Raw genomic sequence first — 14105 nt, forward strand, 5'->3', positions numbered from 1 at the left:
AGCCTGTCAATGAGATAGTGGTCAACAAACAATTCGCGTTGTGAACTGATGTCATGGAGTTGTGTGGTTTGAGACATTAGATCTCACTCCTTTCATCCCAATTAGGCATTTCTATCAGCCGAAGAAAGGTTACTACAACTTCTCCGAAAACACAAACAAAAAATATTAGGAAAAAGATCTGTTTGACGCACAGTCGAAGATCTGCTAAACTTTTCGCCATCGGACACTTTTCTGGAGCTCTTCCCGTTCCTCGGAAATATCTGTTGGAATCCAGTACGCTGAAACCCCATCGACTAAATAAGAGTTTCCCACACGAAAACATCACAAGCTAGAACAGCCCGGATAAAATCGGTTGAGTTCCGATCTCGTTCCGAGGACTCCGTTTCGGAGGAATCCCGATTTGTTAGGAGATTCAAAGCAACGTTGAAATCATCAGCAATTTCAACGTTTTGGCAAACCTTCCAGTCCAATGCTATAGCAGCTGGAAATACCGCATTTCAACTTGAGGTAGCTCCGAGGATGCGTACCATTACAAAACTTGCTCTCATTTTTTATATCTGCCTGTCCTATAGCGTTATTCATGCAGGGACGGGGAGTGCACAGCGTCTGTTTCGATCTGTCGGAGTCAACTTTGCGGACTCTCAAAACGGAATTGTGAGCACCAATGCTCCAAAAGTTGAAGACTCCCTATCACAGCATGGCGGCAACAAAACCGGAGCCGAAGAAGCAGTTACACCCGTTGCCTCCGGGCAGAATTCCTCGCAGTATCGTTCGACCTCCGAACAACAGGTTAGTTATGACGATGTTTATGGGCTTGAGCTGACTTTGCCCTTCGCGGGGAGTGTGGAACTGAATGCAACACCGAAGGACGACGTTACCGTCAAACTTGAAAAACATGGGACAGGTGCCAATGAAGAAGTTGTCCAAACCTACCTCAACGCGGTGCAATTGGAAATTTCCACGAAGGACGATATCCTGCTACTGACCCCGCGTCTCCCAGAATTTCCCGATTTAGATGCCCAACTGATTCGTCTAGACTGCTTCATCGAAACGCCGCCCGATCTAACTCTCGAAATCCAGACGGAATCCGGAGATATTCGCGTACACGGAATCCGTGGCAGCATGGCTTTGACAACGAATGTTGGCAATGTCCATCTTGACAAAGCAATGGGAGCGTATCAGGTCAACGCTCAAGAAGGGCGAATCTACGGGAAGGTTCTCCTGACCGGTGGTAACAACATATTTGCGACGCGATCCGGTTCGATAGATCTTGTGGTTTTGGATGAGATTGCAGCGAACATGATTCTCGATACATCTGACGGAGCAATTTCGTTGCGTTTGCCAGAAAGTTACCCGGCGGATCTTGAGATACGGATTGAGAAAGACGACCCACGCGCGATTACCATTGACTTGCCAGTGGAACTTGAGACCGCCTATGTGGGAGATATTGTCCAAGGCTGGATCAACGGTGGCGGGCCCCTGATTAAAATGAGCGCAAGCCAAGGAATCACCATTTTACCCGCTCAATCTGTTTCCACCGAATCTGAAACGGACGATAATGAGGTAGAAGTTGACGATCTCTACGCCGAAGACGATCTGCCACCACCACCAACGGTTAGCGTCCCTCGTGCCTCTGTACAGCCGATAATTGACGGTAATTTATTCGAGAAAGTTTGGGCAAGGTCGATACCGCTTTCGCCCTTTTCTATGGCAGATGCAGCCACACTGCCAAACGAACCGACACAGGCATTTCTGCTGTGGGATGACCAGTATCTCTATATCGGTGCTAGAATATATGATTCGCAGATGAAGCAGGTTCAGATTACACAAACCAATCCAGATTCATCCGTTTGGCTTGATGACACATTCGAGATTCTAGTAGATCCGAATCCAGCGAACCCAACCTATCACCACCTTGTCATCAACCCAATTGGTACGGTGTTTGATCAGCACATCAAAGCGAATTATCCGTTGGATCCCGACGTTGAAACTGCTTACAAAAGGATAGCAAAGCCTGATTGGGATTCTCGCGCTCAAGTTGAAACGCAGATTACTCCGACTTTTTGGAGCGTAGAGGTTGCGCTGCCCCGTGATGCACTCGAACCTACTGCACTTAAAAATTGGCGGTTTAACTTACATCGCAAAACACAGGGAGATACCACTGAGTCCTCGTCAAAACCGATCGAGTATAGTTACTGGTCACCCTCTTATGACGAAATTCAACCTTGGTGGCCCCATTGGTCCGATCGGATGGGAACCATACGTTTGGCAGAGCCAGAAAATTCGGAGTCCGCACAGGGCTTTGAATTCGTAGAGCAGTTTTCGCTCGCCGCCATTGAAGTTGAGGGTAACGGTGACATCCCAACATCAGAACTCCTTGAGAAAATCCCTTTCCAGCCGGGGGACATCATTTCCGTTGACGAACTGTCATGGCTCAGCCGTGAATTTGAAGTACTCGATTGGTTTAGCGATGTGCGTATAGGGACAAGCGATATCATCGAAGAGGTGGCGGTCGAGGAAGGCGATGAGCCACCGCCAATCCCAATCTTTAAGGTGAATCTGCGTATTCATGTGGCCGAAGCCCCGACGGGTGTTGTGGAACGCCTTAACATACAACGAAACAGATACTTTATATCTCCATTCCTGCGCGCAGCATTCGGGTTGAAGCAAGGGCGCACTTCAATCGAGGAACTGAACACCAAATGTCAACTGATTGAAAACCTTTATAGGCATCACGGTTACGACCTTGTGCAAATTACCCACCAATTTTCCGGTACGCATCTGTTGATTGACATCGACGAAGGGCATTTGGACGACATCCGTTTTTCCGGAAACCATCGAATTACGCGCACGGAACTGACCGACGCACTCGGTTTCAAGCAGGGTGACGCCTATAGCAAACAGATTGGCACAAAGCGCCTCAATCAGATGCGCGCAAAACTCAATAGAAATAACCTCTACTTCAAGCGTATCAAAAACTGGGGAGTGAAACGGGAAGGGGACCGGAACGTGCTTTCTATTGAAGTTGAGGAGCGATCACGGCTCAAGGTGAATTGGCTGCCAATCTTTGACTTTAACCGTGTACACGGCTTAATTTTGGGTGGCGGTGCGGGCATTTCCACCCGAGAGGCAGACGCACAAATCTATGGGGGGATCAGCAGCGGGCTGTCAAGTAAAATTTGGAATTATCAACTAGGGGCTGAAAAGACTTTGTTCGACAACCATGCTCTGACTATTGGCGGACGTGTGTACCAGCAGACTGATGCTAATCGCTATGCTGGATGGTCTGAAGGTGGCGAATTCCTTGGTGCCTTCTTCCTTGGGTCTACCTCCCTAGATTACTATCAGCGCAAGGGGTATCGGGCTCAAGTAAGGGGTAAACTAACGCGATCGATGAACATCACACTGGAATTTACTGATGAAGATCACGAAATCTTATTTAAGTCAACCGATTGGAGTCTGTTTAATAAAAACGTCCTAAAGCGGAGTAACCTGCGAATTGATGAGGGTCATTTTCGTAGCGTAACTGTGAGCTATAATTTTAACACCTTGAAGGCTCTAGCCCCGATCCGATCGGGATCCTTGCTTTGGGGGACCCGTCAAATGCAGAATTACCGTGCTAAGCACGGTTGGCGAGGGAATTTTTCCGTCGAATACGCGGATAAAAGGCTCAATAGCGACTTCGATTTTAATCTCTATCACTTTACGATTGTGCGCTATAACCAATTTTTGCTAAGTAACCACAATCTGGATTTTCGTCTGGAAGGTGCATTTTCTGATAGACCACTTCCCAGACAACGCCTACTCTATCTAGGTGGTGTCGGCACCTTACACGGTTATGATTTCAAAGAGTTCGTCGGGGATAGTATGCTCCTGTTTAATATCGAATACCGGATCCATTTTGGAAAAATTAGATATATAGATGAAAGTGAGGGACCTTTAGGCGCGGTGACAGCTTTCTTGGATACAGGATACGCTTGGTTTAATGATGAAAACCTCAGGGTAAATCGCTTCAACACATCGGTTGGAGTTGGAGTCTCTCTCTTCATCGGCGATCCGTCTGTTGCTCTCCGGTTTGAAATTGCGCGTGCGTTGCGGAAGGAACGTAATTTCGTCCCCATCTTGCTTCTGTCACGAAGATTTTGAGAAACTATCAGCGTTGGAACTAGGTTCTGTTAATATTTATAGTGAATTCTAAAAATAAATAGACACTTTCGCCACCCGGTAGGTGCGGTTTCCAACCGCACCGCATCGGCACAGTTGGAAATGGTGCCTACCAAACGGGAGAACGGTAGGGGCGGCATCCTAACCGCACCGGTTTGGAGTGTCTCATTATAGTAAACACGAGAAATAAGGATACATTTACCAATAATTTCAACCGGCGCGAAATCTTCAAAGTCCCCCTGATAAAGTGTCTCATTAATTCTAACATCTACTATAATTCTAAGGTCCACTATAATCGTAATCAAAATAGCGAGTGGTCGACGTACCAAACCGATAGAAGATGCATTAATACTGTTACTTTTTCTTTCTAACTTCTACCAGCATTGATACATTAAATACATCAATATTGGCACGGGAAGAATCTTTGGCATCCTGACGGAGTCGGGTGGTTAGTAGATACATACCGGAAGATGGAAAGATTAATTCACACTCACCCTTGGCGTTGGTAACTGTTGCTATCGGTGTGTCATATCCGCTGTCCATCTCCGAATAAGCTTGGACCTCTTGGCCCGGAACTAATTCACCTCTTGACAGAACGCGAACTGCAAATGGCTTCCCCACAAAAATCTTGTTTGGATGTGTTACTGGCACGATTTCTAAAAATGCGCCGGTAGCTTGTAGAACACGTTTCGTATATTTCTTCACCGTCACGAAAGTGGTGGTCTGAGACCATCGATGTGCCGACTGGAGAATCTTTTTGCCGGGTAGCTGGTCTTTCGATTTGCCAACCCACCTTTTCTTGCCGTCTACCTCAAATTCCGTCACATATTGGACTGGATGATCTGTTTCGATTCGATAGGTGCCCGGCTCTCGCAGTTTTATCTCCCCGACAGTCCTCGTCTGACCAACAAAAATAGATGATGGTCGCCCCATACGCCATTCTTCTGGATGGATAATCCATAAAGGGCTTCCTAACCCATGTCCAGGGACAAACCGTTGATCTCCCGCTGTGTGCTCCATACCCAACCAAGGGGATTCACGGTTTGTATAGAAAAAGTTGGGCAATATCCACTGCTGCTCATGCCCAAAGGCCGGTGCAATCACCGCAGTAAAAAAAGTTGCAACAAGAATACAAGTTGCCACATGTTTTGACATGGTTGTCCTCCTATGTAATTCATTTTTCTACGAAAGTTGAGAATCGCGTTATTTTATATCAACCCCAAAGGGTAAGAAACCGATTTTTGAGCAATTCAGAGGAATGCTCATCTAGGGTCAATTGACACAGCCAACAGGCCTAGTGCTAAAATGAAAACCGTTCCGAGGGTCAATGTTTTTCGTAACATTATGGTTACCTCCTTTCAGATTTGCAAAGGCAAGCGACTTCTGCTGTCAGAGATAGCACTTCTAAATCTTCCAATTTCGGGACAGGCATGAACAAATTTTACGGTTCACGGATTCATCTGCCCCGTTGCGATTATAGAATACTAGCCAACCAATAAAAATTCTAATCGCTTTTGGGAAGTGTTGACATAATATGTCCAGACCCCTTAAATTTGGCTGGCATTTTGAGGTTATTGGTTGATATATTTTATAATTGAGAGATGCACATAATGTTTCGAGATGGAATATGTTAGTGGTTTTGTTTAATACATTGTTTTGGAATACGATTTTACATAAATTGCTCAAATAGTTGTATAATAAGAGATATATTTATGCACAATCCTCACTTTAATTGTAAAGGGGTTGCCAACACCAGCTGCCCCGTATCAGTTCCAAAAGATAATAAACCAATTTGAGAACAGAGGAGGAATAGCAGATGCAACGGAGATACAATCTCGCACATTTCATTTTAGCTGGTGTTATAGTTTTGGGTCTGACGCTATTGATGGTATGCGTTGACGCACAGGCACGGATTGCCTTTGGGTCTGATAGGGATGGGAACCCTGAAATCTACGTGATGGACGCCGATGGACGTAATCAGCAAAGACTTACTGAAAATCTCAATAATGACTGGTCTCCCTCATGGTCTCCTGACGATAAACGGATTGCCTTCGTGTCTAATAGGGATGGGCACTTTAACTATGAAATCTACGTGATAGACGCTGATGGGGGTAATGAACAAAGACTCACTAACAATCCCGATGAAGACAAGTTTCCCTCATGGTCTCCTGACGGTAAACGCATCGTCTTCAGTGCCCGTAGGGCTGGGCACTTTGAAAACAAGTTTGCAATCACTGAGGAAATCTACGTGATGGACGCCGATGGACGTAATCAGCAAAGACTTACTGAAAATCTCTTTAGTGACTGGTATCCCTCATGGTCACCGGACGGTAAACGGATTACCTTCGCGTCTGATAGGAAGGGGGACCTTCAAAACTTTGAAATCTATGTAATGGACGCCAATGGGCGTAATCAGCAAAGACTCACCAATAATCGCCATCAGGACTGGAAACCCTCATGGTCGCCCGACGGTAAACGCATTGCCTTCTCGTCTCAGAGGGATGGAAACTATGAAATCTATGTGATGGACGCCGATGGAGAGAATCAACGAAACCTCACCAATAATTCCCATAGTGACGGTAGTCCTGCATGGTTTAACTCTCCTTTTTCGGTTTCTCCCGCGGGCAAAAAGTTTACGATGTGGGGATGGCTCAAGCAGATTGACCGATAACTGCCATTATTGAGAAAACAGTGTTCGCTGAGACACGGGAGCGTACGGGGGTGGAATATAAACGCCAAGGGAGGGGCGGAAGACTCCATGTGATAATAATCCGAATTGCCACTTCTGGCTTGGTTTGTCCGGATCTAAGCGGGACATTACCAAGCCGCTCCCGTTCCGTTCCGAGCATCCCGAGAATCGGGACTTGTCAAGGCTGCTCGATAAATCAGCATAGATCGGAGGAATCAACTATTCCGTCCGTTCCTAAACGAGACAACAGAGTCGGGACTTAATTGGAAAGGGGTTGCCTAAACAAGCTGACCTGTATCAAACCCAAAAAATAGAAAACCGATTTGAGAACAGAGGAGGAACGCTCATCTAGGGTCATTTGTAAATAGGCTGGCGCATATTCTGCTTAGGACCAAACAGCTAGCAAAGCAGGTAGGTCGTTATGCTAAAAGCCCCGCCATAGGCTTTTAGCATAACGAAGATGCCTGATTTTAATGTGTTTGCCAAGTGCAGCCAGCGAAGCCTGGATCAAAGTGGAAAACCCCGGCAGCCCCGCAATCCCAGTGATCGCCTGGGTGCGTGTAGTCGTGTGCTTCTGCGTCATAGGTAAAACATGTAATCATTGACACAGCTAACAGACTTAGTGCAAAAATGAAAACCATTCCGAGAATCAATGCTTTTCTTAACATTATGGGTAACTCCTTTCAAATTTGCAGAAGCAAGTAATCCACTTCTGCTGCTAAAGATAGAACTCTTCTGAATCTCCCGAATTCGGGACAATCCAAAGTAGAGGCAATTACCATGCCAAAGAAAACGCTGATGCTCCAAAGTCAGTCAGCATCAGGCTTTCAACGGCAAATGTTAAGAAAGTCATTGAACTGATTAGCCCGATTATTAGTAAATGTTGCTAGCAACTATTACTAACCGGACCGGTGGCGTTCCACAGTGAGTTGGCTCATGTTTTGAATCAGATCGATTAGGTCGGTGAGGTTATCGTCAAACTGGATTTCTAACGGCGAGAGTGTATATTGGAAGCAGGGTGCCAACAGAATTACTGCGAAATCTTCCTGCACGAGGGACAATACCTGTCGCCCAATCCTACTTCGTGCGGTCGGGTTCGACATTCCGTTGAACTGAGAGAGCATCTCATCAACTTGGGGAAATGTTTACCAAATTAGCAACAGCAAAATGTCAACACGCTCCAATCTCTCTTTAGGAGAAGTGTCTCGGGCTAGAACCATAATACTTACGGTTTCGGGAGTTTCACCGCCTTAATGCGACTGTTATAGTGATCACAAATCAACAGTATGTCCTCCCCGTAGAAACAGAGCCCATGCGGTTCGTTCAGGCTGGCTTCGGTGGCGGGACCTCCATCTCCTGCGTCACCCGGTGTATCGCTGCCCGCGACCGTTTGAAGCGTTCCATCGGCGGCGACCCGGCGTACCCGGTTGTTGCGCGAGTCGGAGAAATACACACCGCCGTCCCCGGTGACCGCTAATCCCAACGGTTTGTGAAGCTGTGCCTCTAGGGCAGGCGTGCCATCGGGGGAGAACCCAGCCTCGCCACAACCCACAACGGTTGTAATAACACCTTCGGTGTCCACCCGACGCACGACGTGGTGAATGAGGTCAGAAAAATAGAGATTTCCCCTTGCATCAAATCGAAGCGCCGATGGACTGCCGATTCTCGCTTCTGTTGCGGGACCTCCGTCTCCGGTGTAGCCTTGAATACCGATACCCGCCACCGTGCTGATGTGGCCCGTACCAGCCTTAATCTTGCGAATTCGACCCGCAGCGTCCCCCAGATAAATATCTTCATCGGGTCCATGCGTGACGGACCAAACAACCGTCAGTCCAGCCCCGGTAGCGGGTCCGCCATCTCCCCGATCTGCGCTTTCGCCCGTTCCCGCTACGGTATGAATCATACCGTTCTCATCCACCCGCCGTACCCGCCCGTTCAGTGTATCAGCTATTACAATGCGACCACTCCTATCTACCGACACGTCATAGGGATTCAAGAAGTACGCTTCGGTCGCAGGACCATTATCACCGCCATAGGCTCTACCACCGCTACCAGCAACGGTTCGGATAATTCCGGTGACCGGATCAATCGCTCGTATCCGATCACTCTGCATATCGGCAAAGTAGATATGTCCGTCCGGTCCCACACAGATTCCCCTCGGACAGGAGAGGAACGCCTCGGTGGAGGAACCTCCATCACGGATGCTGTCACCACCCAGAATGGTCGTCACGATGCCAGTTTGTGGGTCAATTCGGCGTAAACGTCCTGAAGAATCACTGTAGAAAACGGTGCCATCGGGATCAGCCCAGATACCGGATTCGATGGGATTGCATTTCGTTTCGGATCCGGGGGTGCCCTCCTCCCCCCAACCGGGGATGCCTGTACCTGCAAGCGTCGTCACAATACCGGTTTGGGCGGCCACCTTACGCACTCTGAAGCCACCCACCTCACCGACATACAAATTATCGTGGCAATCAATGAAAATAGCGTCCGGCGTATGTGTGCTCGCTTCTACTGCGGGACCACCATCGCCGTTGGACGCCGCTTGACCTGTGCCGAAAACGGTTGTAATCGTTCCTGTCCGCATATTAATCTTGCGTATCCGGTTGTTGCCATTGTCACAGACGTAGAGATCCCCGTTGGAGTCGAATGCGAGGTGTTCAGGAAATCCGAACGCTGCCTTTGATGCAGGTCCCCCATCACCATGAAACCCGGCAAAGGTGTAGTTGGCACCGCTGTAGGGCCTGCTCAGTCCCTGCTCCAATGGATAGTAACGGGTGTTCTGACCAGCGAAAGTTTCAATGATGCCGGTCTTTGCATCGACTCGCCGTACATTGCTATCCCATTTGCCGCACACGAAGATATTTCCTTCGGCGTCAACCGCCACGCCGGTTGTTGTGTCAAACTCAGCACCTAGCGCAGGTCCACCATCTCCGCCCCGTCCCATCACTCCGGCACCGACCACGCGGGTAATGATGCCGGTCTTGTAATCGATACGACGGATCGTATTAGCCCCTTCGTCGGGACCTCTCGCACCTAGTTCTGAAAAGAAAAGGTTGCCCTCTTTGTCGAGGCAAAAATCGTGGGGTGTGTACACCCGCGCATTGATGGCGGGACCGCCATCACCAGAAACTCCCGGCACACCGTCCCCGGCAAAAGCGTGTAAGATACCATCTTGGTCGATACGCCAGATCCGGTGGGCACGGATATCGGCAACGATCAGGTCGCCATCAGGGCGTCGCCCTACACCCATGGGCCAACCGACATCTGCGTCCTTAGCGGGTATGCTGTCACGGTATCCGACACCTGCAACAGTGACGATGGTATTGGATTTGAGCCCCTCAAAAAGTTTGGGTTGATTCAATTCTGCCATCTCCTCAAGTGTTACCTATCCAAAAAGTAGAAGTGATTGGTGGGTCCGTGTCCTCCCCCGATGTCGAGGGAATAGCGGATAGCGTTCGTGATGTAATCTTTCGCGGACTGAATGGCAGCTGCGAGGTCTTTTCCAAGTCCAAGGTGCGCGGCGATTGCTGCAGAGTAGGTACACCCCGTACCATGCGTGTTCTTCGTGTCAATTCGCTCTGCCTCAAAGAGGGTGAAAGTCCCACCCGCGTACAGAACATCGGTTGATTTTTCCCCCGAAAGATGCCCTCCTTTGACCAGCACACTCTGGCAGCCATATCCTTGAATTACTCTCGCTGCTCTCTTCGCATCATCGATTGTCTGGATTTCATCCTCAGCGAGCAGTTCGGCTTCAGGAACGTTGGGCATAACAACCGTTGCAAGCGGCAGCAACTCCATTTTCAAACATTCAATGGCATCGGGTTTGAGCAAGGGATACTTACTTTTGGAAAGCGTCACGGGATCGATCACGATATGACTTGGCGAATAGTGACGTAGTTTCTCCGAAACAGCCCCCACGATTTCGACCGACGAGAGCATTCCTGTCTTAACTGCTGCGACATCGAAGTCGGAGAAGATCGCGTCGATCTGTGCATCAATGAGATCGGTTGGCAGGTCGAAGGCGCGGGTTACTTCGCGTGTATTCTGCGCCGTAATTGACGTGATGACGGACAGTCCATAACCGCCGTTGGCGTGGATGGATTTGAGGTCAGCTTGAATCCCTGCACCGCCCCCGGAATCTGAGCCAGCAACCGTCAAAATCTGTTTCATATGGGAACTCCCGTCGTTATTTCGATAGCTGTTGCAGATACACCTTCGCCTGCTGCACACCGTTCTCCGGTGACATCACCCCAGACATCACCGCAGCCCCATATGCACCGGCATCGAGACATTCCGAAACCCGTTCAGGCGTTATTCCACCCAACGCAAAGACAGGTATGTTGACCCCTTCTACGACGTTCCGCAGCCCCTCGACACCGACAGCAGGACCATAATCCGGTTTACTGAGCGTCGGATAGATCGGGCTATAGGTGATAAAATCCACGCCTTCGGTTTCCCGCTGCTTCGCTTCAGTGAGCGTGTGAACGGAGCTGCCGATGATGAAGCAGCCATTAGTCTGCTCTATTACTTTTTCTATGGACGCCGAATCTCCAGGTAGATGGAGACCATCTGCACCGATGCTCATAGCTATCTCGATACGTGAGTTAATAAACAATTGAGCAGAATAGGTGTGGCAGAGTTTGCAGAGGGGTTCAGCCAATTTGATATACTCGGCATCACTCAGGTCTTTTTCCCTGAGTTGGATGGCGGACACCCCTACATCTAAGAGGTCATGGATGGTGTCGTACAGCGTTCGTGGTGCACAGAGCCCTCGATCGGTGATAGCGTAGAGCTTGAAATGAAGCGGATGGGTGGGCGGAGGATTTGTAGCCGTTTCCGCTGTTCGGCGGCGCACTGTCTTTTGTGGCACTTTCTATGCTTTCTTACGGTTACGGCAGCGGTTCATTTTGCTTAACAACTACCGCAGGTTCAACAGCTTGAAGCGTCACCTGAGCACCCACCTGAAGTGGACAGCAGTAGTCGGTCTGCACGACATAATTTCTTGTTCCGATCCTCACTTGATAGGTCAGATCATGCCCCTTAAAGTCACGCATGACAATTTCGCCGACACCGTTATTTTGACCTGTCCCGTCCGGTTGAATCATGACTAGATGCTCCGGGCGAATCGAAAGGAGTACCTTGCCACGCGCTGATGGTGCGATCCGAAATTTGCCCAAGGGAGTCTCGGCACAGTTCCCTTCGGCTTCACCGTCGATTAGGTTGGTCACGCCCAGAAAGTCTGCCACAAATGGTGTTTGTGGATGGTGATAAACGGTCTCAGGTGTGCCGATCTGTTCAATACGCCCGTCCCGCATGACTGCCAACCGGTCTGCGAAGCAGAGGGCTTCCTCCTGATCGTGCGTGACAAACACCGCGCTCATCCCCGCGTCCTTCAAGAGGGCTCGGATCTCCTCGCGCGTGGAATGACGCATACCGGCATCAAGGTTAGAAAATGGTTCGTCCAGCAAAATGAGCTTAGGCCCCGGAGCAATTGAGCGAGCCAATGCCACCCGCTGCTGCTGCCCACCGGAGAGTTCGTACGGCTTTCGATTCTTGAATGGGGTCATCCCCACCATATCCAACACTGTCATGACGCGCGCATCGCGTAATTTTACGGGCAGTTTCTTCAGCCCAAAGGCGACATTCTGCAACACATTAAGGTGAGGAAAGAGCGCGTACTCTTGGAAAACGATTCCAATATCTCGCACTTCAGGCGGTAGGTGGACTTTAGAGTCCGCAAAGCATTGCCCATCTACGCGAATCTCTCCGGCATCAGTACGCTCGAATCCGGCAATCAGACGTAGCGTGGTTGTCTTTCCGCAACCGCTCGGTCCCAAGAGAGCAAAGATTTCGCCGGTGTATACTTCAAAAGAGAGGTCCTCAACCACTGGGGGCAAGTTATGAGCGAATCGCTTGGTGATATTGCGGATACTAAGCAGAGGCTGCATTGCAACTCCTTGAAAACTATGTTACATGGAACATTATGTCGTCTCTTTTATACTTCCGCATATTTATGTGATGTTCTCGCATCCTGCATTAACAACAAACCGACAAACAGTGCCGAGCAGAGCACAATTGCAAGTGCGTACCGCGCTCCTTCAGCGAACATTGCTTCCGTTGTGTAACTCCAGACGTTTACCGCTAAAGTCTCGTATCCTGCGGGTGAAAGCAGGAAGGTCAATGGAAGTTCCTTCATTGCTGCGAGAAAAACGAAAGCGATACTGACAATGACGCCGCTGCGTAGCAGCGGGAACGTAGATTTGAAAAATGCCTTGAAAGGACGATAGCCGAGCGATCTCGCAGCTTCTTCCAAACGGGGTGAGGCTTGGTAGAGCGCACTGCGAACAGGACCGATCGCCTCTGCGAGAAAATGCACGGTATAGGCATAAATCAAGATCCAAAGCGTCTGATAAACCGCCGGTATTCCCCGAAAAAAGAAGATGAGCGCGAGTGCAAACGCTAGCGGCGGTGTCGCATAGCCGATATACGCACCACGTTCCAGCGTGCGACAGATCCAAGATGAATATCGCACACCTAAGTAGGCTAAGGGAACTGCGAAAGCAGCGGTGAGGAAAGCTGCAGGTGTTGATACCAGAAAAGAGCCAGAAAGGGCTCGGAAAAAATCCTGCATATGTGAGCTGTCAACGCCTTTGAGGGTCCAGAAGCCAATTGTCACCATAGGAGCAATCACACTAGCGAGTGTCAAAACACCGAGATACATGTAAGTGGGTATCCACCAAATACCCAGTGAGATTAGGCTGGTTTGGTGTGAAGTACCGCTGCCCGCGCGGTGAAACTTGCTTCCGCGCAACAACCGCCCTTCGAGATAGAGCAGGCTGCCGGTGAGCGCGAGTAGCATTAGCGCAAGCCACGCGGCATAGGTACGGTCGAAAGCCGCGGTATATTGCGTGTAGAGAGCATAGCTAAAAGTTTCGTATCGCATCAGAGATACCACGCCGAAGTCGCCAAGCACATGCAACCCAACGAGAAGTCCACTGGCATAGAGGGCGGGCTGAAGTTGCGGCAAGATCGCCCGAAAAAAAACCTCCTGAGATCTGCTGCCAAGACTATAGGCGGATTCTTCAATCGCGGGATCCAAGCCCAATAGTGCTGTCCGGAGGTTTAGAAAGAAATAAGGAAAAGTGTAAAAACTGAGGGCGACAAGGGCACCCCAGTATCCCCGGAGATTTGGAAAACTTGGTCCGAACAGGTTTGCAAAGGTTCCATGGGGACCACTCAAACCCAATAA

Annotated in this window: 8 protein-coding genes and 2 pseudogenes (1 of these 10 running past the window's edge); 2 read left to right on the forward strand and 8 right to left on the reverse strand. The window is 49.3% G+C overall.

Annotated elements, in window-relative coordinates; translation table 11 throughout:
- Nucleotides 1–519 precede the first annotated feature (519 nt).
- Nucleotides 520–4146, forward strand: a complete 3627-nt coding sequence (locus J4G02_16430) for a DUF4097 family beta strand repeat protein (GenBank protein MCE2396146.1) — start codon at nucleotides 520–522, stop codon at nucleotides 4144–4146.
- Nucleotides 4147–4518: 372 nt separating this feature from the next.
- On the opposite strand, the gene J4G02_16435 is transcribed toward J4G02_16430, so the two are convergent.
- On the reverse strand, nucleotides 4519–5319 hold the full coding sequence (locus tag J4G02_16435) for a DUF4198 domain-containing protein (protein ID MCE2396147.1): 801 nt from the start codon (nucleotides 5317–5319) through the stop codon (nucleotides 4519–4521).
- Between the two features lie 661 nt (nucleotides 5320–5980).
- Here J4G02_16435 and J4G02_16440 point away from each other — a divergent pair.
- A complete protein-coding gene (locus J4G02_16440; GenBank protein ID MCE2396148.1) occupies nucleotides 5981–6835 on the forward strand; it encodes a PD40 domain-containing protein in 855 nt (284 codons plus the stop codon).
- Between the two features lie 488 nt (nucleotides 6836–7323).
- Here J4G02_16440 and J4G02_16445 read toward each other — a convergent pair whose 3' ends face one another.
- From J4G02_16445 to J4G02_16475, 7 genes and pseudogenes are all read right to left on the reverse strand, one after another.
- The gene (locus J4G02_16445; protein MCE2396149.1) at nucleotides 7324–7521 is read right to left on the reverse strand and encodes a hypothetical protein; all 198 of its coding nucleotides are present in this window, start codon (nucleotides 7519–7521) and stop codon (nucleotides 7324–7326) included.
- A gap of 231 nt (nucleotides 7522–7752) precedes the next feature.
- A pseudogene (locus J4G02_16450) lies at nucleotides 7753–7992 on the reverse strand (hypothetical protein).
- Nucleotides 7993–8078: 86 nt separating this feature from the next.
- Complete coding sequence (locus J4G02_16455; protein ID MCE2396150.1) at nucleotides 8079–10217, reverse strand: hypothetical protein; 2139 nt, start codon at nucleotides 10215–10217, stop codon at nucleotides 8079–8081.
- A 20-nt stretch (nucleotides 10218–10237) separates the two neighbouring features.
- Entirely contained in the window at nucleotides 10238–11026 is a 789-nt protein-coding gene (thiD, locus tag J4G02_16460) for a bifunctional hydroxymethylpyrimidine kinase/phosphomethylpyrimidine kinase (protein MCE2396151.1), read from the reverse strand.
- Between the two features lie 16 nt (nucleotides 11027–11042).
- Complete coding sequence (gene thiE, locus J4G02_16465; protein MCE2396152.1) at nucleotides 11043–11726, reverse strand: thiamine phosphate synthase; 684 nt, start codon at nucleotides 11724–11726, stop codon at nucleotides 11043–11045.
- Between the two features lie 19 nt (nucleotides 11727–11745).
- Nucleotides 11746–12804: an ABC transporter ATP-binding protein gene (locus J4G02_16470; GenBank protein MCE2396153.1), complete on the reverse strand. Its 1059-nt coding sequence runs from the start codon at nucleotides 12802–12804 to the stop codon at nucleotides 11746–11748.
- A 47-nt stretch (nucleotides 12805–12851) separates the two neighbouring features.
- Nucleotides 12852–14105 (reverse strand): annotated as a pseudogene (locus J4G02_16475) (iron ABC transporter permease); it runs 311 nt beyond the window's last position.

It is taken from the genome of Candidatus Poribacteria bacterium, assembly GCA_021295755.1.
Lineage (GTDB): Bacteria > Poribacteria > WGA-4E > WGA-4E > PCPOR2b > PCPOR2b.

Coding starts and splice junctions, on each gene's coding strand:
- J4G02_16430 (MCE2396146.1), top strand. CDS start 520: ATGCGTACCATTACAAAACTTGCTCTCATTTTTTATATCTGCCTGTCC.
- J4G02_16440 (MCE2396148.1), top strand. CDS start 5,981: ATGCAACGGAGATACAATCTCGCACATTTCATTTTAGCTGGTGTTATA.
- J4G02_16435 (MCE2396147.1), bottom strand. CDS start 5,319: ATGTCAAAACATGTGGCAACTTGTATTCTTGTTGCAACTTTTTTTACT.
- J4G02_16445 (MCE2396149.1), bottom strand. CDS start 7,521: ATGTTAAGAAAAGCATTGATTCTCGGAATGGTTTTCATTTTTGCACTA.
- J4G02_16470 (MCE2396153.1), bottom strand. CDS start 12,804: ATGCAGCCTCTGCTTAGTATCCGCAATATCACCAAGCGATTCGCTCAT.
- thiD (MCE2396151.1), bottom strand. CDS start 11,026: ATGAAACAGATTTTGACGGTTGCTGGCTCAGATTCCGGGGGCGGTGCA.